Below are 24008 nucleotides of genomic sequence, written 5' to 3' on the forward strand. Positions count from 1 at the left end.
ACTATGCCGCCCTCATGCCATGGAGCATGCCTGCCACTCCCAACCTCTGATGGGCGTCGTTAAAAGACCGCATACGGTAGACTTCGGCTGCAACTGCCTATCCCTCCGCGTCTCATCTAGACGCCGTGTCCCTTCCTGCCCGTACGCGTGCCAACGCTTCGCCTCCTCATCCGTCATCCACAATTTGCAGTCGATCACGCCGTAGTACGAGTCAACGTACTCCCAGCGGTACTCCCAGAGCGGTTCCACGATTCACCTCTAAATACTGTATGGATGTACAGTATATTCCGCGTTACTATGGTTCGGTCAAGTCCTAGAAACGGGGGCGGCATGTGCACCAATTACAAGGCACCGGGGGAGGACCCAGGTATCAGCGAGCTAAAGCTAGGCATAGGCGACCTGTACCGCCGTGACCCTTGGGACTTGGACGTGTACCCGGACTACAGCGCCCCGATTGCCTACGCGGCCGGAGATGGTCTGGAAGTCGTAAAGGCCGTGTTTGGCTTCTGGCCGAAGTTCATGCAGCCGGATCGCTTGGACGAGGCAGGGAAGAAGAAAAGGAAGTTCGACACGGTAAACGCACGCTCCGAAACGGTTGGAGAATCTCGCTTGTATGCGCGAGCGTGGCGGGCGGGGCAGCGCTGTTTGATCCCGGCCCAATGGATTTACGAACCCTGCTACGAGACCGGCAAGAACGTGTGGCAACGGATCGGCCTTACGGATTGGCAGCCGTACTGCGTTGCGGGAATCTGGAAGCGCTATGAGGATCAGGACGGCCGGTCCTTGATTGGCATGTCGATGTTGACCGTCAATGCGGACGGACATCCAGTCATGTCGCGGATGCACAAGCCGAATGACGAAAAGCGATCCGTCGTGATCCTTCGGCAAGAAGACTACGACGAGTGGCTGCATACGAAGAACGTCGAGGGAGCCCGATCATTGCTACAGCTTTACCCTGATCGAGATATGACTACCCAGCCTAAGTGATATTAGGAGGTTGGTACACACGACTACACAAAATCCTTGCACTTCCTCCGTCCGTGTGTATAATTACACACAAGACATCTGGAGGTGACTATGAGTTCGACAGAACTTATCCGGATGCTCGAAGCGGACGGCTGGTTTTTGGTAAGAACGAAAGGCAGCCATCACCACTTCAAACACCCCACGAAGCCGGGGCTTGCGACGGTTCCACACCCGAACAAGGACCTGCCAATGGGCACAACCAAGAGCATCCTGAAAACCGCTGGTCTTAAGTGACCGGCGGTTTTTAACCGACCATAGGATGCAGAGGAAACGCTGAACTGTCGGAGTGATCTGTATGGAATTTCCCATCGCAATTCATAAGGACGATGGGAGCGTCTACGGTGTGACCGTTCCGGATATTCCGGGCGTTCATTCCTGGGGCGATACCATCGATGAAGCAATCAAAAACTCTAAAGAGGCGATCGTTAGCCACGTCGAGACGTTGATTGAGCTTGGTGAAGAAGTCGGCTTTACCTGCTCGACCGTTGAAGAACTGGCGGCGAATCCCGACTACGCTGGAGCGATTTGGGCGTTTGTTAGTGTTGATCTTGAACAGCTTGACTCTAAGCCGGAACGGATCAACGTTAGCCTTCCTCGCTTCGTGCTGCACAAGATTGACGCTTATGTGGCATCCCGCCACGAAACCCGGAGCGGCTTTCTTGCACGTGCAGCCCTGGAGGCACTAACAGAAGGAAAAGGTAGGCATGCGTAGCGTCGCCTACACCCGTAGTATCAGGCCCGCAGAGATGCGGGCCTTTTTCATTGTGTCAACCGAGGCACGCGCGCATAGCGGCGTCACGGCGTTTGACCAATCCGGGAAGTTGCTTCTTTGACCGATCCCTCGTTGCACACATCCCACTAGCATCCCCTTTGCCTTTCTCGACCGTCGCGCAAGTCCATCGCGGCAGTTCATGGCATGCCCCCACACGATCCCCAGCATTGACTTTCTTGAGGAGCGTACTAGCCGCGAGGTTGGCTGCTCCTGCATTGAATGCGAAGTCCGTATAGGCGATCCGTTCCCCTTCCGACAGAGGCACCTTAACAAGCCTCTGGACGGCTCTATCAGCCTCGCTGATGTCCTTCCCCAGCAAATAGCTACACACGTCGTCTGAATACGTCTGACCCAGCCGCAGCGGCTTTCCGTCCGGGCCTGTACGTGCATGTCCATCACACACAGTTGGAATGCCTACTGGGTCAAGGTAGACCTTGTTGGAATGCCCCTCAAATTGGGCGGTGAACAGCGCGGCGGCCACTGCTGCGGCACCTGCTACACGGGCGACAATGGCCCTGTTGATTTGTGGCATTGATTTCCTTGGTAGAAAAGAAAAGCCCGCGCTAACTGCTCGCGGGCTTGTGTCTTGCCGTAACTGCCTTGGCTATTTTTTGATCGGTGGTAACGTCACGCCGTGAACCTCGTACTTGCTCATTGCATCGACAAGCGGGCGCAGCGGGTAGAACTCCGCCCCGTAGTTGCTCGACGCGTCTCCGTCACTGTGGCCTTGTAACGCGTCCGCAATCTCCTTTGAAATCCCGTGATCCCGGCATACATCCTTGAACGTGTGCCGGAAGCTGTGAAACACCATCTTTGGGTCGCTTGGGCTGCAATATTTACGCAGATACTCCCGAATCCACCACAGCGACCAAACGCCGGATTCGACGCCAAACTTATCGGCCTTCATCTCGTAGAACACGCGGGGCTTGTCACGACGGGATGCGACAAACTCAACGAATCCGCGGCCTACTATCTCCCGGTGCAAAGGAATGCGCCGGACGGACCCAGCGGTCTTTACCCCTTGTTGGCGTTCCTCGTTGTGGGTCAGTCTTACTACCCAACATGATTGACGCTTACCGTTGCCGTCAATGTATTGTTCCTCGTAGATATCATCGGGATGCAGTTGGCAGAGTTCTTCGACGCGCGCGCCAGTGTACAGACCGAGAAGAGGTAGCCAGTAGGTAGCGGGGGACGCGCCCACCCCGGACCATGCGGGGCGCTCGCCTACATAAGCAGGCCCGGAGAAAATCCGGTTCAATGTAGCAACGTCGAATGATGGTCGAGCCGACTTGCGCGCGCGTCGAACCTTTACGTCCACGCGGACACCAGTGCATGGGTTATCTTCTCGCCACGCGCGGCTGACAGCTACCGAGAACATGGACCCAAGTTGCGTAAGGCTTGTTTGGACGACGTTCGTAGAAAAACCTGCGTCAGAAAGTTTGTCTTTGAACTGCACGACGTGCGCCTTTGTGACCAGGGCTGCATCCAAGTTCCCAATGTACGTAGTAAATCGGTCGATTACGCGCGCATGCGATGCGATGGTTTTGGGAGCCGGAGAACGGGCCTTTTCCCACTCGGCAAGAAGTGCGTCCATGTCGTGACCGGCTTCGCGCACCTGGGTGACTGCGGCGGCCGACGAAACGCGGGCCTTGTCGATCGCCTTTGATGCCTGATGCGATGACACGTCGTACTTGGCCCGCTCGGAAGCTGTGAGCAAGCCTGTGCGGTCGCAATGCTCTACCACCCGTGCGGACAGGAACATCGCCATGCGGTCGAACTTAGCCTCTTCGTGTTCGAAAAACCATGCGTCCCGGTCCTGTTCTTCGTCCGCTTCCAGTTGCTCAAGCGGCAGAGCATCCCAGTATTTCGGGTAAGTCCTGTTCTCCAGCGCGCGGCGATGGTCGGCAAACATGACCGCGTATGCTAGGTCATGCACGTTGCATAGCTCAATCGCCTTTGCGCGGTTGTCGGTGCCAAGCGCGAGCTTGATGACTTTCTTACCCATGTGATCGACAAGATCGAGGGGAACCCGGCGACGGTAGTAATATCGCGTCCCAACCTTGTGCAAATGTGCGCTCATACGTGACCCCGTGTGTACCGTACATGTGTACTAGTTATTCTCGCCAACGCCTTGTGTGGCGGGGCTTCATTGTACAACGGGCGTTTTAATTGTGTCCCAAGAAACTTATGACATCGCCGTGATCGGCGCGGGCGCCGCCGGGATGATGAGCGCCGCGGTCGCCGGGCAACTCGGCCGCCGCGTGGTGCTGATCGACCACGCGCCGCGGCTCGCCGAGAAAATTCGCATCTCGGGCGGCGGCCGCTGCAACTTCACGAATCTCTACGCGGGCCCCGACAACTACCTGTCGTCGAATCCGCATTTCGCGCGCTCGGCGCTTGCACGCTACACGCCGCGCGACTTCCTCGGGCTGCTCAAGCGCCATCACGTCACCTGGCACGAAAAGCACAAGGGGCAGCTCTTTTGCGATCACGGCAGCGACGCGGTCATCGACATGCTGAAGCACGAATGCGACGCGGGCGGCATTGCCTGGCGCCGGCCGGTGGTCGTCGACGCGGTGCGCCACGCGTCGGCCGACGGCTTCACGCTCGACACGCAGCAGGCGGGGCCGATCCGCGCACGCGCGCTGATCGTTGCCACCGGCGGCCTGTCGATCCCGAAGATCGGTGCGACCGACTTCGGCTACCGGCTCGCGAAGCAGTTCGGCCACAAGCTCGTCGATACGCGGCCCGCGCTCGTGCCGCTCACCTTCGCGCAGCAGGACTGGGAGCCGTTCGCGGCGCTGTCCGGCGTGTCGCTCGAAGTGCGCGTGTCGACCGGCGACAAGAAGCGCGGCGGCGAATTCGTCGAGGACCTGTTGCTGACCCATCGAGGCCTGTCGGGCCCCGGCATCCTGCAGATTTCCAGCTACTGGCAGTCCGGCGATCCGATCCGCATCGACCTGCTGCCGCAGCGCGACGCGGTGGCCGACCTGCTCGACGCGAAGCGCACGTCGAAGCGCCAGATCGGCTCGCTGCTCGCGGACTGGGTGCCGTCGCGCCTCGCTCACGTCTGGCTCGACACGCACCGTGTCGCGGCCGATGCGCGGCTCGCGGACCTGCCCGACAAGACACTGCGACAGATCGGCGAAGCGCTGTCCGGCTGGACGCTGACGCCTAACGGCACCGAGGGCTACAAGAAGGCCGAAGTGACGAAGGGCGGCGTCGATACGCGCGAACTGTCGTCGGCGACGATGATGAGCGCGCGGGTGCCGGGGCTGTTCTTCGTCGGCGAGGCGGTGGACGTGACGGGCTGGCTCGGCGGCTACAACTTCCAGTGGGCGTGGGCATCCGGCACGGCGGCCGGGCAGGCGGCGGCGGAGTTTGCGCGGGGCGCCTGACACGGCTGCGCGGGCCCGCCATTGACGGGACCCGGCCCTTATGTCTTTGCCTGGCGCTCTGCTATACTCGTAAATCTTCCCTGCAAACCTTTATTCGTGTCGGATCATGACGATCATTCGCGTTAAAGAAAACGAGCCGTTCGAAGTCGCCATGCGCCGCTTCAAGCGCACGATCGAGAAGAACGGTCTGCTGACCGAGCTTCGTGCGCGGGAGTTCTACGAGAAGCCGACCGCCGAGCGCAAGCGCAAGAAGGCTGCCGCGGTGAAGCGTCATTACAAGCGAATCCGCAGCCAGACGCTGCCGAAGAAGCTGTACTGAACGATTGAGCGCCGCACGATTCACTGAGCGGCGCACCGGCGACCTCCGCACGATCGGCCTCGATCCGGGGCCGCGAGTCGCCGATGCCGGATTCGAGCAACCCGCTTGAGACTTAGTCCCAAGCGGGTTTTTGTGTTGACGCCCGTTCGCGGGTGTCGAAGTCACGTTTCCATCCCGGGTGCAAGATGAGTTTGAAAGAGCAGATCAGCGAAGACATGAAGGCCGCGATGCGCGCGAAGGAAAGCGAGCGTCTGGCGACGATTCGCCTGCTGATGGCCGCGATCAAGCAGCGCGAGGTCGACGATCGGGTCACCCTCGACGACGCGGGCATTACCGCGGTGATCGACAAGATGATCAAGCAGCGCAAGGACTCGATCAGCCAGTTCGAAGCCGCCGGCCGCGACGATCTCGTCGCGAAGGAACAGGCCGAACTGACCGTGCTGGGCGCATACATGCCCGCGCAGCTGTCGGACGCCGAAGTGGCCGCCGAAGTCCAGGCCGCGGTCGCGGCAACGGGCGCGGCTGGCCCGCAGGACATGGGCAAGGTGATGGGCGTGCTGAAGGGCAAGCTCGCCGGCCGCGCCGACATGACGGCCGTTTCCGCGCAGGTCAAGGCCGCGCTGTCGAAGTAAAACCCGCTTCCCGGCGCACTGCATTCGCATGCGCCGGGGCGTCGTATTGTCTTTTTTTCGCTCGATCCCACGGTGATTCCGCATTCGTTCCTGCAGGATTTGCTGAACCGCGTCGATATCGTCGACGTGGTGGGCCGGTACGTGCAGCTCAAGAAGGGCGGCGCCAACTTCATGGGGTTGTGCCCGTTCCACAACGAGAAGAGCCCGTCGTTTACCGTCAGCCCGACCAAGCAGTTCTATCATTGCTTCGGCTGCGGCGCGCACGGCACGGCGATCGGTTTCCTGATGGAACACGCGGGGCTCACGTTCCCGGAAGCCGTGCAGGAGCTTGCGCAATCGGTCGGGCTGACCGTGCCGCACGAACCGTCGATGCGCGGGGGTGGCGGGGGCGGTGCGGGTGGCGGCGACTATCCGGCGCCCGTGTCGAAATCGGTGGCGACCGCGCTGTCCGACGTGATGTCCGCCGCGTGCGACTACTACCGCAAGCAGTTGCGCGGCGCGACGGTCGCGATCCAGTATCTGAAGAACCGGGGCCTGACCGGCGAGATCGCCGCGCGCTTCGGGCTCGGTTATGCGCCGGACGGCTGGCAAAACCTCGAAACCGCGTTCCCGGACTACCGCGACGACTCGCTCGTCGAATCGGGCCTCGTGATCGTCAGCGAGAAAACCGATGCACAGGGCGTCGCGCGTCGCTACGACCGGTTCCGCGAGCGAATCATGTTCCCGATCCGCAACGTGAAGGGGCAGGTGATCGGGTTCGGCGGCCGCGTGCTCGGCAGCGGCGAGCCGAAGTATCTGAATTCGCCCGAAACGCCGCTGTTCAACAAGGGGAGTGAGCTGTACGGGCTGTTCGAGGCGCGTCTCGCGATCCGCGAGCGCAAGTACGTGCTGGTTGTCGAAGGCTACATGGACGTCGTCGCGCTCGCGCAGCTCGGCTTCCCGAACGCGGTCGCGACGCTCGGCACGGCATGCACGCCGATTCACGTGCAGAAGTTGCTGCGCCAGACCGACACGGTCATTTTCAGCTTCGACGGCGACTCCGCCGGCCGGCGTGCGGCGCGCCGCGCGCTCGAGGCGTGCCTGCCGCATGCGGCGGACAACCGGACGATCCGATTCCTTTTCCTGCCGTCCGAGCACGATCCGGACAGCTACGTACGCGAATTCGGCGCGGAAGCGTTTTCCGAGCAGGTCGAGCGCGCGATGCCGCTGTCACAATTTCTGTTGAACGAAGCAATTGCCGGCAAGGCGCTCGATCAGCCGGAAGGTCGAGCGAAGGCGCTGTTCGACGCGAAGCCGCTGCTGCAGGCGCTGCCGGCGAACGCGTTGCGCGCGCAGATTATGCACATGTTCGCCGACCGGCTCGATATCCCGTTCGAGGAAGTCGCGGGGCTGTCGGACGTCGATGCGCGCATCGCGGCGCCGGCGCGCCAGGCGCCCGCGCGCAGCGAACGGCGGCGTGTGACCGACAGCGAAAAGCGTGCGTTGCGTACGCTCGTGATGCATCCGCGGATCGCGTCGCAGCTCGACGACGAACAGCTTGCGACCCTGCGCGCGCTGCCGCGGATCGGCGAGCTGTTCGCCGAAGTCGTCGAGCATGCGCGCGCGCTGGGCGACGGCGCGGAGTTCCGGCTGCTGTCGGATGTCCTGCGGACGTCCTCGAACGGCGCGACTTACGAGGAAATCTTCCGCGAAATTCTGGACTATGATGAAAACGTCCGCGATTTGCTGTTACAGAATCCGGAAGACGAGACGGTGCCCGAGCGGCAGCGTGAACAGGAACGGATCGCGGGGGAGGAACTGCAGGCCGCGGTGCTCAAGATGCGCTATGACGCCTACCGCGACCGGCTCGACCGGTTGGCGGAAAAATCTTCGCGGACACCGGAAGAGATGGAGGAGTACGTGAAATTGAGCCGGCAACTGCCCGACATGAAGCGTCGGCTCGGGCTGTAGGCGGCCGGGGCGCCAAGAGAGGGCGCCCCAGCGTGCTATAATATAAGGTTTCCAGCGGTTTGTTTTCCAAGCAGAGGCGAGAATCGCGATGGCAAAGACGACAGGCGGAAAGAAAGCAACAGGCAAGGGCTCGACGGAGCCGACCACGAAGGTCACAGCGGCCAAGTCTGCTTCTTCCGCCAGGACAACGTCTTCAGCCACGTCAGCCCCTGCGGGAAAGAAAACCGCGGCCGGCACTGCTCAGGCTGCGCCGGCGCCGGCAGCCAGAACACGGGCTGCCGCCAGACCCGACTCCGGGCCGGCCAAGCCGGCGGCGAAGCGGGCAAGTGCGAAAAGCGCAAGGGACACGACTGCCGCCGCGGACGAAACGGCAGTACGTACTACTCATGCACCCACGGTTCAACCGGCTGTCGTCCAGCAGCCGCGAGTCGATATAGCCGGTACGGCGAACTCCATGACCAAAAAGCTGAACGAAGTATCCGTCGATGACGACGCAAATCAGAGCGACGAGCAGCCCGCAGCCGCGGCTGCCCCGGGCAAATCCAAGGTGCGCGATCGTCGCGCCAAGGAAAAGGCGCTGCTGAAGGAAGCGTTCGCGACGAGCACGCCCGGCACGGCCGAGGAGCTCGAAGAGCGCCGCGTGAAGCTGCGCGCGCTGATCAAGCTCGGCAAGGAGCGCGGCTTCCTCACGTATGCCGAAATCAACGACCACCTGCCGGACAACTTCACCGAAACTGAAGCCCTCGAAGGCATCATCGGCACGTTCAACGACATGGGCGTGGCGGTTTACGAGCAGGCTCCGGACGCGGAAACGCTGCTCCTGAACGACAACGCGCCGGCCGCGTCGTCGGACGATGAAGTCGAGGAAGAAGCGGAAGTCGCGCTGTCGACCGTCGATTCGGAATTCGGTCGCACGACCGATCCGGTCCGGATGTACATGCGCGAAATGGGCACGGTCGAGCTGCTCACGCGCGAAGGCGAAATCGAGATCGCGAAGCGGATCGAGGACGGCCTGCGCCACATGGTGATGGCGATTTCCGCGTGCCCGACGACGATCGCCGACATCCTCGCGATGGCCGAGCGCGTCGCGAACGAAGAGATCCGCGTCGACGAACTCGTCGACGGCCTGCTCGATCCGAATGCTTCGGACTCCGCCGATACGGACGGTTTCTCCGCGAAGGAAGCCGAAGCCATCGAGAACGAGGACGAGGAAGCCGAAGAGGAAGAGGAAGAAGAGGAAGAGGAGGAGGATGACGGTGCCGCTCAGGCGTCGGCCAACGCCGCTCAACTCGAAGCCCTCAAGCGTGCATCGCTCGACAAGTTCTCGCAGATCAGCGAGTGGTTCGACAAGATGCGCCGCGCGTTCGAGAAGGAAGGCTACAAGTCGAAGTCCTACCTGAAGGCGCAGGAAACGATCCAGACCGAACTGATGACGATCCGCTTCACCGCGCGTACCGTCGAGCGTCTGTGCGACACGCTGCGTGCGCAAGTGGACGAAGTGCGTCAGGTCGAGCGCCAGATCCTGCACATCGTCGTCGACAAGTGCGGCATGCCGCGTTCGGAATTCATCGCGCGCTTCCCGGGCAGCGAGACGGATCTCGACTGGGCCGAGAAGATCACGGCCGAAGGCCATCCGTACAGCGCGGTCCTGTCGCGTAACGTTCCGGCGATCCGCGAACAGCAGCAGCGTCTGATCGACCTGCAGGCGCGCGTCGTGCTGCCGCTGAAGGACCTGAAGGAAACCAACCGCCAGATGGCGGCCGGCGAACTGAAGGCGCGTCAGGCGAAGCGTGAAATGACCGAGGCGAACCTGCGTCTCGTGATCTCGATCGCGAAGAAGTACACGAACCGCGGCCTGCAGTTCCTCGACCTGATCCAGGAAGGCAACATCGGCCTGATGAAGGCGGTGGACAAGTTCGAATACCGTCGCGGCTACAAGTTCTCGACCTACGCGACGTGGTGGATCCGCCAGGCCATCACGCGTTCGATCGCGGACCAGGCGCGCACGATCCGTATTCCGGTTCACATGATCGAAACGATCAACAAGATGAACCGCATCTCGCGGCAGATCCTGCAGGAAACCGGTCTCGAGCCGGATCCGGCAACGCTCGCCGAGAAGATGGAGATGCCGGAAGACAAGATCCGCAAGATCATGAAGATCGCGAAGGAGCCGATCTCGATGGAAACGCCGATCGGCGACGACGACGATTCCCATCTCGGCGACTTCATCGAGGACAACAACACGGTCGCGCCGGCGGATGCCGCGCTGCATGCAAGCATGCGCGACGTCGTGAAGGACGTGCTCGATTCGCTGACGCCGCGTGAGGCGAAGGTGTTGCGGATGCGTTTCGGTATCGAGATGAGCACCGATCACACGCTCGAGGAAGTCGGCAAGCAGTTCGACGTCACCCGCGAGCGGATCCGTCAGATCGAGGCCAAGGCGCTGCGCAAGCTGCGTCACCCGAGCCGTTCCGACAAGCTGAAGTCGTTCCTCGAAGGGAACTGATTTCCAGCGTCTTACTTGCGAACGCCGCCGGTATCCGCGTGATGCCGGTGGCGTTTGTCCTCTTTGGTGTCTTTGTTGTTACAATGCCGGCCCGGCTTCGTTGCCGGCGTGGCGTGTAGCACACGTTGCTTCTCGTCTGGGCCCCTAGCTCATGCTTGGTTAGAGCAGCGAACTCATAATTCGTTGGTGCCGGGTTCGACTCCCGGGGGGCCCACCAGATTCGCTTCCCAGGTTATCCGGGGAAGTCCCGAAACCCGCGACGCCGCAAGGCCTTGCGGGTTTTTCTTTTGCGCGCTGCCTGAATGTGTCGAGCGTGTTGAATGCGTTCACGCCGGCGTCGCGTGTCGCATCGCCGCCACCGGCGAAACGCGCGGAGCGTGCCGTCCCGATATCAATCGAAGTATGCTGTAGCGCGGTCGGCGCGCACGATCGAGAATCGTCGCGCACGCGAACCGCAGGCCAGCGTCGCGTTCCGCCCGGCGGCCAGAACAAACACAAACAGACTTCGCCCGACAGTGGGGGCGGCCATCATGATCATGTTGCGTTCGTGGAGTGCGATTCTGTCGTTGCTGATGCTTGCCGCGTGCGCCAGCCTGCCGCCGCAAGCCGGTCGCGCGCCAACGCACGCATTCACCGATACCGAAACCACGCGCCTCGGCATCGCGTTCCGCCAGCAGGCCGCCGCCCATCCAGGGCAGGATGCGTTTCACCTGTTGCGCGATCCCGTCGATGCGCTCGATGCGCGCGTGCTGCTCGCCGATCGCGCGGACCGCTCGCTGGACCTTCAGTACTACATCTGGCACGACGACCTGACCGGACACGAACTCGCGGACGCGATCATCCGTGCGGCCGATCGCGGGGTTCGCGTGCGTGCGCTGCTCGACGATCTCGGGACGAACGCGGACGATCGCAAGCTGCTCGAGATCAGTTCGCATCCGAACATCGAGATCCGGCTCTTCAATCCGGTCGCCACGCGCCACTTCAAGAAGATCGGCACGGTGCTCGAGTTCTCGCGCGTCAACAGGCGCATGCACAACAAGGCGATGATCGCGGACAACCAGGCGGCGATCGTCGGCGGCCGCAACATCGGCGACGAGTATTTCGGCGCGTCGTCGATGCTGGAGTTCGGCGATCTCGATGTGGTCGTGCACGGCCCCGTCGTGAACGACATCTCGACCGAATTCGATACGTTCTGGAATTCGCCGTATGCGTATCCGATCGATGCGCTGGTCGGACACGACGCGGCGCCGGGCGGTCTCGACCGGGAGCGCGAACGGTTGCGCGATTACTTGCGCGCGATGGAGGACAATCCGTACGTGCTCGAGGCGCGACACAGGCTCGACCAGATCGTGCACGGGCAGGGCACCGAGTTGTCGTGGGGGCAGGCGACGGTCCTGTACGACGATCCGGCGAAGATCTCACGCTCGCCGAAGGACAGCGACGGGCACCTGATGCCGCAACTGCGCGCACTCGCGTTGCGGCCGGAGCAGGAGCTGCTGATCGTGTCGCCGTATTTCGTGCCGGGCAAGGACATGGTCGAACGGCTGCACGCGCTCACGGCACGCGGCGTGCGCGTGACGATCCTGACCAACTCGCTCGCATCGACCGACGTCGCGGCCGTGCATGCCGGCTACCGGCGCTATCGGAGTGCGTTGCTGGAAGCCGGCGTGCGGCTTTACGAACGGCGGCCGTCCGGCGACAAGAGCATCGCGAAGCAGGTCATCATCGGCTCGTCGCGTGCTTCGCTGCATGCGAAGACCTATGTGTTCGATCGCAAGAGCATCTTCATCGGTTCGATGAATCTCGATCCGCGTTCGCTGAACCTCAATACCGAGATCGGCGTTTACTGCGAGAGCCCGGCAATTGCGTCGGAAGTCGCGACGGACCTGGAGCCGCGGCTCGATCGAATCGCGTGGCGAGTCGAATCGCGGACCGATCCGGCCGGGAAGGAGCGGCTCAAGTGGATTCAGACCGACGCGGACGGGACGGTGACCGAGCTCGATCACGAACCGGAAGTGTCGGCGGCGCGGCGCATGGAAGTGTGGTTTCTCGGCTTGTTTCCGATCGAATCGCAGCTGTGATTTCGCTGGCCCGCGACGACCGCGGGCGGTGTGTGCCGACGTGCAGCGTCGATCTGGAGGCGCCGCGCGCAGCGGCGCAGATACGGCTCCAGGCGCGCAAAACGACCCGCACCCGGAACCGCACCGCTCATTGCACGATCGATCAGCGCGCGAAATCCGACGTGCTCTGGATGAACGTGTTCAGCTTCGAGATGTTCACGCTGCCGAAGCCCGTCGTCGCGTCCCAGCCGGCCTTCGCCTTGTAGCCGTACGTGCCGCTGCCGTTGTTGCCGGACGTCACGTCGTGCACCAGCGCCGCATTGCTCGGGAAGTATTTGTAGATGCTCGACGCCGGGAAGCCGAGCGCGTTGTTGTTGGCCGATTGCAGCCGCGCCCAGATGCCGGTGAAGATCGGCGCGGCGAGGCTCGTGCCGCCTTCGTTGTTCAGGTAGCCGGAGCCCCACAGCGTGTCGGACGTCTGGCCGTTCACCACGAGGATCGCGCCGGTGCGCAGGTCGGCGTCGAAGCCGACGTCCGGCAGTGCGCGCTTGGTCGACCCGGTGAGGCTCGACGATTGCCACGACGGCGCGGCTTCGTACTTGCTGTAGCCGCCGCCCGTCGACCATACGGTGCCCGGCTGCCAGCTCGGATCGTTCCACACGATTTCACTGTTGTATGCGTTGGTCGACGTGTTGGTGAACAGCGTCGTGCCGCCCACCGCGATCACGTACGGCGACGTCGCGGGCTCGCTCACCGTGTAGGTCGAGCGCGACGGCGTGCCGCTCGCGCATTCGTACGCGCCGTGGTCGCCGGCCGATACGGAGAAGGTCTGACCTTGCGCGACGGCCTGCTTGAAGATGGTGTCGTCGGTCGCCTGCGAGCCGGTGCTGTACGCGGACGATTCGCACACGCCGAGCGACACGTTGATGACCTTCGCGACGTTGTCGCTCACCGCCTTGTTGTACGCGGCGGTGATCGCGGTGAGCGTCATCGACGGCGCCACGTAGAATACGACCTGCTTCACGCTGCCGCCGGCTGCGCCGACGATCGACTGGCTGTCGAGGTTCCATTCGACGGTGCCGGATGTATCGGTGTACGAACTGCCTGACGGGCCCGTCTGCACGACGCTGCTGCTGATCGTGCCGAGGCCGTTGTTGGCGGCGAACGTGTTGAGGTCGCTGACCGTCTGCGACAGATCGCCTTCGGAGATGATGCCGACGGTGGTTTGCGAGGCCGTCGGCGTGCCGTCGCCGCCGTAGAGCGACGAGAATTCCGTCGGGTAGTGCGGCACCGCGGATGCGCCTGCCGGAATCGTCAGGTTGCTGGTGTTGCCTTGCGGCTTGCTGCCCGCGCCGGTATGCATGAGCTCGACGTTCTGCAGGCCCAGCACGGCGCCGACGATGCTGGAGATTGCGTTCGGCACCTGCGCGGCATCGGTGTTCGCGTAGACGTTGCGGCCGTTGCGCGTGAAGCGCTTGAGTGTCGTGCGGAACGCCGATTTGACCGTTGCCGCGGTGCCCGACGCGGACACGAGCAGGCGGTTCGGCGCGACCACGATGTTGACGAAGCCGGCCTGGCGCAGGTGCGCGACGACGGCGGCGACCTGCTGGTCGGTCGGCGCGTATTGCGCGGCGAACTGCGCCGACGTGAGGAACTGCTTGTAGTGCGGCGAGCCGGGCGTATGCAGGTCGTGCAGGTATTGGTCGAGTTGCGCCTCGTTGCGCAGGTTCAGTCCGAGCACGATGTCGACCGATTCGCCGGGCGCCATCTCGGTGGCAGCCGCGGCAGCGGCGGCGGTGCTGGCCGCCGGCGCACCGGCGGTACTGCTGCTTTCACCTTGCTGGACGAGCGGCAGGAATCCCTTGGTGCGCGTTTCCGTCCAGCCGGCGGCCGGTGCGGCATGGACGGCCGTCATGCCGAACGAAGCGGCTGCTGCGGCGGCGAAGGCGAGCTTGACGATGCGGATGTGCTTTTGTTTCTTGTTTGCAACCTGATTCATTTTGAATTACCCCTCCGGTTGAACATCGAACTGCACGAACAACAACGGTCGACAGCGGCGCGGATCGTGCGCCGTCGATATCCGCCGCGCTCGCGCGGATGGCGCGGACGCGACGGGGCCTTTCGCCCGACCCGGACGGGTGGTAATCCTCCGGGGGCGAAATGCTGGAAAGCTCGGTGACGAAGGCGCTGGGCCGCGATGAGGACCGGCCGCGCCAGCAGGCCTGATGCAGGCGGGATGGCTAGAGCAACAGTTTCGGTGTCCTGCTCATCTGGTTCGGTCCTTCGGACTGCTGCCGGATGGCGGCTGCCCAATGAGTGCATCGGGATGTTGCATGCGCCAACGGAAGAAGCGACGGTCGGCGGCGTGAACTTCGGTGCGGCGGAAACGAGATGCGTCGAGCGGGAACGATTGCGTGGTTTGCAATTCGTCGGATTGCTTGCATCGGACGGTATCAAGAACGAAAGTTCGGTGTCAAACTTTTTCTGATGATATGAAACAAAGTTAAATGGGTTAGGCTGAAATGCTTTTGAAAAGTCACGGGGTATTTTGTAATTTTCGAACCCGAAACCGGATGCAATTTCAGATCTTTATGCAGAATAATTCGCGATTTGATTTGTAATGAACGAACGGTATTCGAGAAATCATTCGAATCTCCCGCGCCCGTCTTCGATTGGGATAGTTGTGACCGTGAAGGTGGCGAGCGGGCCGCCGGCGCGAAGCGGGCAGCGCTGGCGAACGCGGCGAAGTGCGTTCAGCGCGCGATGAAAACCGCCGCACGTTGAGCGCGCCCATCGGTCGTTCGATGGCACAGGCACGGCACGATACGCGGTGGCCAGGCCCGCGGCATCCGCACGATCAGTCCGGCTTGCGGTCTGGTGAAGCGGGCGGTGGCGGTTGCTCGGCGGCCGGTGTGCCGACGGTAGGGGCGTCATTCTCATCGTTCTCGGGCGCCACGGGCCGCGAACCGTCGTCATACGCGACGAGGCTGCGCTGCGGATTCGCGATCCGGATTCCGCGTTCGTGGAACAGCACCGCGATACGCCGGTTGAATTCGCGCTGCACGCCCCAGCGTGCCGAGTCCTTGCACTGGATCTGTCCGGCCAGCGCAATCGTCGCGCCGTCGACCTGGTCGATGCCCCAGTAGCTGAAATCCGACAGGATGCCGTCCTTGTAATTCGGATCTTCGCGCAACGCGGCGCCGATCTCCTTCAGCGTCGCGATCGCCCGATCGATGTCCTGGCCGTATGCGATGCTGACCTTGACGGCTGCGTTGCCGAGCCCGCGATTCGTGTTGTTGACGGTCGTCACCGAGCTGAACGGGATCGTATACAGCGACCCGTCGCCCGCGCGCAGTCGCACGGTGCGGATCGACAGGTATTCGACCGTGCCGGACACGCCGGCGAGCGTGACCCAGTCGCCCACCTGCATCGCGTTCTCCATCAGCAGGAAGATCCCGGTGATGAAATCCTGCACGAGCTTTTGCGAGCCGAAGCCGAGCGCGACGCCGAAGATGCTGGCGCCGGCGAGCAGCGGCCCGACGTTCACGCCGATTTCGCTGAGGCCCGTCAGCACGACGACGAGCGCGATCATGATGAACAGCAGCGAACGCAGCATCGGCAGCAGCGTGCGCAACCGCGCCGCGCGCACGAGGTTGCCCTCGCGCGTCCACTGCTGCAGGCGGCGCTCGATCGCGATGTTCGCGGCTTCCCACACGATCAGCGCGACGACGGCCGCGATCGCGATCGTGATCAGCGCCGACGCGAGGCGATGGCCGATCGTGCCGGTCTGGAACGCGTGGAAGATCGGCACGCCCCAGATCTGCAGCAGCAGCACGACGGTCACGACGGCGATCGCCGCCGACACGATCTGGCGCACCAGCGGGTAGTAGCGGTACGCGTGCAGGTGGACCAGCGTGCGATCGTCGTCGCGGCGCTGGAACAGTCGCGCGAGCGCACCGAACACGACGATCGACACGATCCGCATGCCGATCATCGCGGCGATCGAGCGGCCGCCGAGCGCGATCAGCACGCGGTAGCCGTTGTGGACGTCGAGCGCCCACACGAACCACAGCGCCATCACGACGAACACCGACACGGGCGCCCACGCGTCGGCGAGCGCGTTGCCGATCATCGCGAAGGCCGGCCGATCGTCGCCGGCCGCGCGGATGCGGGCGGCGACCGGCTGGCGGCACCGGAGAATCAGTGCCGAGATCATCAAGTGGCCGACGAGCGCGACGGCTTTCAGCAGCGCGACGTGACCGGCGTCGCTGAGGCCGAAGCTCGCGGCGATCTCGACCGCGGCCGTGCAGACGCCGACGACGATCACGATCCGCGCGATCGAGCGCTGCGCGATCGCGGCCCATGCGTCGCTGACGTGCAGCAGCCGCAATTGCCGCGCATCGGGCTGGAAGAACAGCCGGCTGACGATCGTCACGAGACGGCAGATCACATAGATGTCGATCAACGATTCGAGTGCGGTTTCGGTTGGCGTGCCGGCGCCGTCGAGCACCGACATCGTCAGGCTCGCGACGCCGACGAACACCAGCAGCGGCACCACGCGCAGCGCGAGGCTGACCAGCGCGCGCGGCATCCGGCGCAGCAGCGTGGTGTGGCGCCGTGCATGGCCGCGGCCTTGCGACGACGTATCGGGCGCGGTGGTGCCTTCGGCGCTGGCGCTGGCATTGGCCGGCACTGACGCCCTGGAATCGTCCGCCTCGGCGGGTTCGGGCTCGGCCAGACGCGACGATTCGGCCCGACGCGTGCCCAGGGCAGCCAGTGCGCGCCGCAGCAGCCGCTTCGCGAACCATTCGACGACGAACGCGGGCACGAGCACGGCGAGGATGACCAGGAGCGCGCGCGTGAGGTCCGCGCGTTCGTCGGCGCGCACCAGCCGCTCGTGCCACCAGCTGCCGACGGAGCCGACATCGAGCAGCGAGCGAAGCGATTCGTTCAGCGCGCCGGCGATTTCGCCGGCCCAGTGTGCTCCCTGCCGGACGAGCATCGACGCGAGGCCGTTCGTCGTGAGCGCGGCGGTGGCGGCCGATGCCGCGCTGGCCGGTGCCGCGGCGCTCGCCGGAAGCACGGGCGTGCTCAGCACGCCGACGGCGGCGATCGCGCGCAACGTCGTTTCGACCTGTTCGCGCTCGCGCGGATTTTGCAGGACGGAGAGGGCGCGCTGCGCCTGTTGCGGCGTCAGTGTCGGCGCCGCGCCGGAGGCGGCCGACGCGGCGGCTGGTGCAGGGGTAGCCGCGTGAGCGATCGATACGACGGCGGCGAGCAGCCAGCCGAGCAGGAAATGTCGCATGGGTTGGCATGCGGGCGCACATCGAAATGTGGCCCGCCGGTCTGGACGATGGACGGAAGTTAACATGATCGCGAACGGACCCGAATAGTTCCGTCGACGAATATTCGAATCGGGCATGCGGCAGGCGGCGCGGCTTGTTTCGCGTGCCGGCGGTGTTCGCGAGCCCTTGTTCGCGCACGTCGAATCTTGTGACGATCAGGCCAGGAACGAAACGTGCTCCCGGGCACATCGATTCGGTGCAATCCACGAGTGCGGCTACCTGCAGCGAACTCGGGAATCCTGATGAATCAACCCTGCTCGTCGTGAAAGATCGGCAGCACGTGCTCGGCGATTTCCTCGATGACCTCGCGCACGGGCCGGTCGGAGCCGGGATTCAGCGTGACGTGGTCGTGCCGGCTGCGCGCATGTCCCGCAAGATGCCGATCAACGCGTTCCGTCCGGTCGCGTAGCCGAGCGATAGCGCGCGGGCCGGCGCATCGCGATTCGCATCGAGATCGAGCCGCATCGACACACCGAACGCACGAAAACCCGGCTGCGCGAGCCGGTCGACGGCCGCGCGCCACATCGAATAACGAGAACGCTGCGTGTCCGGATCGCGGTGGTACGTCATCCAGCCGATCGCATTCCGTGCGATCCAGTCGACGCTCTGTCCGCCCGAGCCGACCGCGAGCATCGGCACCGCGGCGTCGCCGCGCGGCAGCAGCGTGAAGTCGGGCGCGTCGGGCGGTGTTTCGTCGGACAGCACGCGGGACGGCACGCCGAGCGCGGCCGCGACGATGTCCCAATGCCGGCGATACCGGTCGCGCCGCGTTTCCGCATCGACGCCGAACGCCGCATATTCGGGCGGCCGGTCGCCGGAACCGAGGCCGAGAACGAAGCGTCCGCCGGACAGCGTCGCGACCGACAGCGCGCCTTTCGCGATATGCAGTGGATGACGCAGCGGCAGCACGATCGCGCCGCTGGCGAGCGCGATCCGGCGCGTGCGCGACGCGAGCGCGCCCAGCAGCACCCACGGATCGAGGTGCCCGACCGGGTCGGGATAGTCGGCGCTGTTCAGTGGTACGTCGCGAATCCACAGTGCGCGAAAGCCGAGCGAATCGGCCAGCGCCGCGAGTTCGAGCTGCTCGTTGAAATCGGCGACGGTCCGGCCGCCGCGCAGCAGCGGCAGCGTCAGGCCGATCGACAGCCGCTCGGGCGAGAAGACGCGTTGCGCGACGTCGGCGCGGCCGGAGGCGGGCAGGGGCATGTCCATTCCTTGAAGACGGGGCGAAGCGGGCGCGCGCCGTACGGTGTTCGCATGCTAACGTGTTTGCGCGACGCTTGCGACGCGCCGCGAGCGATGCACGGCGGCATCGGCGGTTCCGGCATGATCGGCGCCTTCGGTCATCGGGCAAAGAACGCACTGCGGACGACGCTGGGGGCGCGTCAACGGCCGGGACGCACGCACGTTCAACCTGCGTGTTCGATCACGCATGCGCGGTCGGGAGCGGGCGATTGTAAGCAGATCGTCGGCGTCGTTCTCGTGCAAACGCCTCGCCGGCGCACACGTCACATTCCTGCAACATCGGCGTCGCGTCCATCCGCCCGTCGCGTACGCCGCTTCCCGTCGTTTCACTTTCGAAACGTTCACGTATTTCTGTCGCCGCCCGATCTGCATCGGGGTCACTTCACCGGCCGCGCGGCCTTGCGCCGCGAAGCATGGTGCGCTCCTTGCATGTCTGTGTGCGCCGTGAGCGCGATCGCCGGCGCGGTAGAGGGCCGGCCATCGCTTCAGTGGGTCGGACGCATCGAAGACGGGGACAAGAGAATGAGAACAGACCGAATCGCAACGTGTCGTGTTGCAAACATGAATCGCCGACCTGCCCGTGAATTCGCTTCGCCGCTGATCGCGGTGACATGAGCGTGCGGCCTTTCGTTCCATCCGAACGATTCGGGTTCGTTCCGAACGACGACGTGCATGCATGACGCACGAGGCCGACCGGTGCCGGTCGGCCGTCGGGGATGAACCGCCCGTGCACGCAGATGGGCAATCATGAGTTCCGGATTGTCATGCCGGCGCGCGAAACGCATGCGTGCCGAGCGCGACGCATGCGTGTGCCTCCCGCACGCGGTGCCGCGCGGCGATCCGCCCGACATCAGGAAATCGAAGGTGTAGTCCAGGGGAAAGGTCCGCCGGCCGCGCCGCGGTGGATCTGACGACATTGTGCTGTCAGTTGATCCACTACCCCGATGGATCAATTGTTGGAGCGCCCATCGCCATGTGGTCGATGGGCGTCTTTTTTTGCCGCGCCGGTGTCGCGCGGATCGCCGGCCCGATCGCGCGGCGTTCTGTATCATGTGCTGGCGCGCTGGCCGCACGGTTTGCCACCGCGCCCGATCACGCGCCGCCAACATGAACGACATCGCCTTGCCCACCCCCTCGTCCGCCAGCATCGATCCGGCCGCGCTCGATGCGCTGCACGCGTTCGTCGAGCGCCATCCGCGGCTGCTCGTGCTGACCGGTGCGGGCATCAGCACGGATTCCGGCATTCCCGGCTATCGCGACCGCAACGGTCAATGGATGCGCTCGCCGCCGATCCAGCTCCACGAATTCCTCGGTTCCGACACCGCGCGCCGCCGCTACTGGGCGCGCAGCATGATCGGCTGGCCCGTGGTGGGCCGTGCGCAGCCGAACCGCTCGCACGTCGCGCTCGCGCGGCTCGGCGGCAGCGGCCGGATCGAGCGCCTCGTCACGCAGAACGTCGACGGGCTGCACCAGCGTGCCGGCAGCGGCGACGTGATCGAACTGCACGGCGGCATCAACGGCGTCACATGCCTCGATTGCGGCGCGCATCACGCGCGCGCGACGATCCAGACCTTGCTCGAAACGGACAACCCCGAGCTGCTCGGTGCGCAGGCGGAACCCGCCGCCGACGGTGACGCACACCTCGAATGGGCCGCGCTCGACACGTTCCGCGTTCCGGCCTGCCCGGCCTGCGGCGGGTTGCTGAAGCCGGCGGTGGTGTTCTTCGGCGAGAACGTGCCGCGCGAACGCGTCGCGCTGGCCTCGCAGGCGCTCGATGCGGCCGATGCGCTGCTCGTCGTCGGCTCGTCGCTGATGGTGTATTCCGGCTACCGGTTCTGCGTGTGGGCCCAGGCGCAGAACAAGCCCGTTGCCGCGCTGAACCTCGGTCATACGCGCGCCGATCCGATGCTGACACTGAAGGTCGAGGCGCGTTGCGCGCCCGCGCTCGACGCGCTGAACGCGCGGCTGGGCGTCGCCGGCGACGCGCCGGAGCACGCATCGTGACCGGGCCGACGTCTTCGCCCGATCCGTCCGCGCGGCTGTCGGCGCCGGCGGCCGAGCGCAATCGCGAGCCGATCCTCGAGGTGCTGCGTCGCGTGCTGCCGGCCAGCGGCGACGTGCTCGAGATCGCGAGCGGCACCGGGCAGCATGCGGTCCATTTCGCGCGGGCGCTGCCGGCGCTGCGCTGGCAGCCGAGCGATCCCGACGCGCACGCGCGCCGCTCGATCGCCGCGTGGGTCGCCCATGCCGGCCTCGCGAACCTGGCCGAGCCGCTGGCGTTCGACGTGCGCGACGCGTCGTGGCCGGCCGCGGCGCTCGACGCGATCGTCTGCATCAACATGGTCCACATCTCGCCGTGGGCCTGCACCGACGCACTGTTCGCCGGCGCGTCGCGCGTGCTGCGTCCGGGCGGCGTGCTGTTCCTGTACGGCCCGTATCGCCGCGAAGGCCGGCACACCGCGCCGTCCAACGAAGCGTTCGACCAGCAGTTGCGCAGCCGCGACCCGTCGTGGGGCGTACGCGATCTCGAGGCGGTCGTCGCGCTCGGCCTCGACCGCGGGCTCGACTGCATCGAGGTCGTCGAGATGCCGGCGAACAACCTGAGCGTCGTGTTCCGGCGTCTGCCGCACGCGGAGCAATGACACGCAAGCGCGCATCGCAGCCGGGTTTCCACTATCCTTTCGCCTGTGCGCGCGGCCCGGTTCGGGTCGCGCCCTGTTTTTTCCGGAGAATTGACTAATGGGCAAACAAGCAATCGGTGTGATCGGGCTCGCGGTGATGGGCCGCAATCTCGCACTCAATATCGAGAGCCGCGGTTACGCGGTGTCGGTGTACAACCGCAGCCGCGAGAAAACCGACGAACTGATCGCCGAATTCCCCGGCCGTAATCTGGTACCGACCTATACGCTCGAAGAGTTCGTCGCGTCGCTCGAAACGCCGCGCCGGATCCTGATGATGGTGAAGGCCGGCGAAGCGACCGATGCGACGATCGCATCGCTCAAGCCGCTGCTCGAGAAGGGCGACGTGCTGATCGACGGCGGGAATACGCATTTCACGGACACGATCCGCCGCAACCAGGAACTCGCGCAATCGGGCCTGCATTTCATCGGCACCGGCGTGTCGGGCGGCGAAGAGGGCGCGCTGCGCGGCCCGTCGATCATGCCCGGCGGCCAGCGCGACGCGTACGATCTGGTCGAGCCGATCCTCAAGCAGATCGCCGCGAAGGCCCCGTCGGACGGCGAGCCGTGTGTCGCATACATGGGGCCGGACGGTGCGGGCCATTACGTGAAGATGGTCCACAACGGCATCGAATACGGCGACATGCAGCTGATTGCCGAAAGCTACGCCGTGCTGAAGGACGTCGCGGGCCTGACCAACGACGAACTCGGCGCGGTGTACACCGAGTGGAACCAGGGCGAGCTCGACAGCTACCTGATCGAGATCACGTCGAAGATCTTCGGCAAGAAGGACGAAGAAACCGGCAAGCACCTCGTCGACGTGATCCTCGATCGCGCCGCGCAGAAGGGCACCGGCAAGTGGACGAGCCAGAACGCGCTGGATCTGGGTGTGCCGCTGCCGCTGATCACCGAGTCGGTGTTCGCGCGTGTGCTGTCGTCGCTGAAGACCGAGCGCGTCGCGGCCAGCAAGATCCTGTCGGGCCCGGCCGCCGCGCCGTTCGACGGCGATCGCGCCGCGTTCGTCGAAGCGGTGCGCCGCGCGCTGTACCTGAGCAAGGTGATCTCGTACGCGCAGGGCTTCGCGCAACTGCGCACGGCGTCCGAAGAGTATGGCTGGAACCTCGATCTCGGGACGATCGCGAAGATCTTCCGCGCGGGCTGCATCATCCGCGCGCGCTTCCTGCAGAAGATCACGGACGCGTACGCGAAGGATCCCGCGCTCGCGAACCTGCTGCTCGACCCGTACTTCAAGGACATCGCCGCGAATTACCAGACGGCGCTGCGCGACGTCGTGGTGGCCGCGGTGAAGGCAGGCGTGCCGGTGCCGGCGTTCGCGTCGGCGGTCGCGTACTTCGACAGCTACCGTTCCGAGCGGCTGCCGGCGAACCTTGTGCAGGCGCAGCGCGACTTCTTCGGCGCGCATACGTTCGAGCGTACCGACAAGCCGGGCAGCTTCCACGCGAACTGGTCGTAACCGGCGGGCGAGGACAGCATTGTTGCGAAATTCTATTCTTTGAGTAGGGTTTTTCGTTCCCGGATGCCGGAATTGTTGGCTTCGAGGAAACAGTGTTTTCGTTCTTTCATGGTTTTCCCTAGGTGATCTCGGGACTAAACTTTGTTCCATCGCTGCAGACATGGTGTGTGCGGCGGAGCAAAAAAATCCCGGAGGTAATCATGAAATCGCTGATCGCAACGTTCGCTGCTGCTGCTGTCCTCGCCGTTCCCGCCGTCTCGTTCGCCCAACAGAACGCCCCTGTCACCCGTGCGCAGGTGAAGGCCGAACTGGCCCAGCTGCAACAGGCCGGCTACAAGCTGGGCAGCGACCGTACCGACTACCCGGCAGGCATCCAGGCAGCCGAAGCCCGCGTGAACCCGCAACAAAACGTGGCCGTTGCCGACACGAGCGGCTACGGTGCGCAACCGGCCGCCCAGCAGGAATCGGGCGCTCCGGCGACCGCCAAGACCGGCTGGCAGGTCAAGCGCGTGTCGGATGGCGCACCGGTCTACAAGGGTCGTTAATCGGCATCGATCGCCGGGCCGCATGTGCGGCCTGATGTGACCCCGCGCAGTACCCGCA

19 protein-coding genes, 1 tRNA gene and 1 pseudogene are annotated in these 24008 nt (G+C 64.3%); 15 read left to right on the forward strand and 6 right to left on the reverse strand.

The genetic code is table 11. From position 1 onward, the window contains the following. The first annotated feature begins 330 nt into the window (after positions 1–330). The 3 genes from WS49_RS03855 to WS49_RS33120 all read left to right on the forward strand — a co-directional run bounded on the left by WS49_RS03855 (position 331) and on the right by WS49_RS33120 (position 1738). Complete coding sequence (locus WS49_RS03855; RefSeq protein ID WP_059524653.1) at positions 331–987, forward strand: SOS response-associated peptidase; 657 nt, start codon at positions 331–333, stop codon at positions 985–987. Positions 988–1077: 90 nt separating this feature from the next. Next, positions 1078–1260, forward strand: coding sequence for a type II toxin-antitoxin system HicA family toxin (locus WS49_RS33115; RefSeq protein WP_082725462.1), 183 nt, complete (start codon positions 1078–1080; stop codon positions 1258–1260). A gap of 61 nt (positions 1261–1321) precedes the next feature. Beyond that, positions 1322–1738, forward strand: a complete 417-nt coding sequence (locus tag WS49_RS33120) for a type II toxin-antitoxin system HicB family antitoxin (protein WP_059596236.1) — start codon at positions 1322–1324, stop codon at positions 1736–1738. A gap of 55 nt (positions 1739–1793) precedes the next feature. Here WS49_RS33120 and WS49_RS33125 read toward each other — a convergent pair whose 3' ends face one another. Together WS49_RS33125 and WS49_RS03860 are read right to left on the reverse strand one after the other, a co-directional pair. Continuing rightward, positions 1794–2330 carry a lysozyme gene (locus tag WS49_RS33125; RefSeq protein ID WP_082725463.1) on the reverse strand — a complete coding sequence of 179 codons (537 nt, stop codon included), beginning with the start codon at positions 2328–2330 and terminating at the stop codon, positions 1794–1796. A gap of 72 nt (positions 2331–2402) precedes the next feature. Continuing rightward, positions 2403–3878, reverse strand: a complete 1476-nt coding sequence (locus WS49_RS03860) for a site-specific integrase (RefSeq protein ID WP_306453895.1) — start codon at positions 3876–3878, stop codon at positions 2403–2405. 91 nt (positions 3879–3969) lie between these two features. On the opposite strand from WS49_RS03860, the gene WS49_RS03865 reads away from it, so the two are divergent. The 6 genes from WS49_RS03865 (at position 3970) to WS49_RS03890 (ending at position 10820) form a co-directional block, all read left to right on the forward strand. Further along, complete coding sequence (locus WS49_RS03865; protein ID WP_257127646.1) at positions 3970–5196, forward strand: NAD(P)/FAD-dependent oxidoreductase; 1227 nt, start codon at positions 3970–3972, stop codon at positions 5194–5196. Positions 5197–5302: 106 nt separating this feature from the next. Continuing rightward, entirely contained in the window at positions 5303–5515 is a 213-nt protein-coding gene (gene rpsU, locus WS49_RS03870; RefSeq protein WP_006479415.1) for a 30S ribosomal protein S21, read from the forward strand. 185 nt (positions 5516–5700) lie between these two features. Continuing rightward, positions 5701–6147, forward strand: coding sequence for a GatB/YqeY domain-containing protein (locus WS49_RS03875; RefSeq protein ID WP_059524656.1), 447 nt, complete (start codon positions 5701–5703; stop codon positions 6145–6147). A 72-nt stretch (positions 6148–6219) separates the two neighbouring features. Beyond that, positions 6220–8097: a DNA primase gene (dnaG, locus tag WS49_RS03880; RefSeq protein ID WP_059524658.1), complete on the forward strand. Its 1878-nt coding sequence runs from the start codon at positions 6220–6222 to the stop codon at positions 8095–8097. An 88-nt stretch (positions 8098–8185) separates the two neighbouring features. Further along, positions 8186–10603, forward strand: coding sequence for an RNA polymerase sigma factor RpoD (rpoD, locus tag WS49_RS03885; protein WP_082725464.1), 2418 nt, complete (start codon positions 8186–8188; stop codon positions 10601–10603). A gap of 138 nt (positions 10604–10741) precedes the next feature. Then, positions 10742–10820: transfer RNA gene (locus WS49_RS03890), tRNA-Ile, on the forward strand. Positions 10821–10994: 174 nt separating this feature from the next. Here WS49_RS03890 and WS49_RS34785 read toward each other — a convergent pair. After that, positions 10995–11141, reverse strand: coding sequence for a hypothetical protein (locus tag WS49_RS34785; protein ID WP_156441335.1), 147 nt, complete (start codon positions 11139–11141; stop codon positions 10995–10997). Between WS49_RS34785 and WS49_RS03895 the strand changes: the two genes are divergently transcribed. Next, the gene (locus WS49_RS03895) at positions 11134–12684 is read left to right on the forward strand and encodes a phospholipase D family protein (protein ID WP_059524662.1); all 1551 of its coding nucleotides are present in this window, start codon (positions 11134–11136) and stop codon (positions 12682–12684) included. The genes WS49_RS34785 and WS49_RS03895 overlap by 8 nt on opposite strands. A 142-nt stretch (positions 12685–12826) precedes the next feature. Here WS49_RS03895 and WS49_RS03900 read toward each other — a convergent pair whose 3' ends face one another. Next, positions 12827–14662 (reverse strand): S53 family peptidase, encoded by a 1836-nt coding sequence (locus tag WS49_RS03900; protein ID WP_059524665.1) that lies wholly within the window; start codon positions 14660–14662, stop codon positions 12827–12829. Between the two features lie 327 nt (positions 14663–14989). Here WS49_RS03900 and WS49_RS34790 point away from each other — a divergent pair, with 327 nt between their 5' ends. Continuing rightward, positions 14990–15151 carry a hypothetical protein gene (locus tag WS49_RS34790; protein ID WP_156441336.1) on the forward strand — a complete coding sequence of 54 codons (162 nt, stop codon included), beginning with the start codon at positions 14990–14992 and terminating at the stop codon, positions 15149–15151. A 369-nt stretch (positions 15152–15520) separates the two neighbouring features. Here WS49_RS34790 and WS49_RS03905 read toward each other — a convergent pair whose 3' ends face one another. After that, positions 15521–17968, reverse strand: coding sequence for a mechanosensitive ion channel family protein (locus tag WS49_RS03905; RefSeq protein WP_059524666.1), 2448 nt, complete (start codon positions 17966–17968; stop codon positions 15521–15523). A gap of 287 nt (positions 17969–18255) precedes the next feature. Then, positions 18256–19214, reverse strand: a pseudogene (locus WS49_RS03910) (LLM class oxidoreductase). Positions 19215–20360: 1146 nt separating this feature from the next. Here WS49_RS03910 and WS49_RS03915 point away from each other — a divergent pair. From WS49_RS03915 to WS49_RS03930, 4 genes are all read left to right on the forward strand, one after another. Then, complete coding sequence (locus WS49_RS03915; protein ID WP_059524668.1) at positions 20361–21257, forward strand: NAD-dependent protein deacetylase; 897 nt, start codon at positions 20361–20363, stop codon at positions 21255–21257. Beyond that, the gene (locus WS49_RS03920; protein WP_059524670.1) at positions 21254–21895 is read left to right on the forward strand and encodes a DUF938 domain-containing protein; all 642 of its coding nucleotides are present in this window, start codon (positions 21254–21256) and stop codon (positions 21893–21895) included. Before WS49_RS03915 ends, WS49_RS03920 begins: the two co-directional genes overlap by 4 nt. Before the next feature lie 97 nt (positions 21896–21992). Then, positions 21993–23405, forward strand: coding sequence for an NADP-dependent phosphogluconate dehydrogenase (gene gndA / locus WS49_RS03925; protein WP_059524672.1), 1413 nt, complete (start codon positions 21993–21995; stop codon positions 23403–23405). Positions 23406–23605: 200 nt separating this feature from the next. Then, positions 23606–23950, forward strand: coding sequence for a DUF4148 domain-containing protein (locus tag WS49_RS03930; protein ID WP_059524674.1), 345 nt, complete (start codon positions 23606–23608; stop codon positions 23948–23950). Positions 23951–24008: the final 58 nt, after the last annotated feature.

It is taken from the genome of Burkholderia sp. RF7-non_BP4, from assembly GCF_001521935.1.
GTDB lineage: Bacteria > Pseudomonadota > Gammaproteobacteria > Burkholderiales > Burkholderiaceae > Burkholderia > Burkholderia diffusa.